This window comes from uncultured Endozoicomonas sp. (genome assembly GCF_947495845.1).
GTDB lineage: Bacteria > Pseudomonadota > Gammaproteobacteria > Pseudomonadales > Endozoicomonadaceae > Endozoicomonas.
In genome coordinates this window covers 1-207 of record NZ_CANMAO010000133.1, presented here as the reverse complement: position 1 = coordinate 207, position 207 = coordinate 1, and the positions used below count along the sequence as shown (strand labels likewise).

The following is a 207-nucleotide window of genomic DNA, read 5'->3' as shown; positions in this document are numbered from 1 at the left end:
GTATTTCAGCTATGTCGAAATACGCTTTCCAGCCAAGCAGGGATTTTCTTAACTCAGCGACAATCTGAATAATTGAATGGCCTCTCGTTCGACGGCTCAGTTGTTTGACAGTCCCCTTCAGTTTGGACAGCGCTTTATCACTGACTTTTACTTTAAGTTCTCGTCGACTGAACGTAAACCCAAGAAAGCTACGCTCCCAAGGGCGGC

The 207-nt window shown here is 46.4% G+C and carries 1 protein-coding gene; it reads right to left on the bottom strand.

Annotated features, from left to right (window positions below; all coding sequences use genetic code 11):
* Window positions 1-207, bottom strand: a 207-nt coding sequence (locus tag Q1B11_RS20400; RefSeq protein WP_299735858.1) for a group II intron maturase-specific domain-containing protein, incomplete at both ends; no start/stop codon positions are given.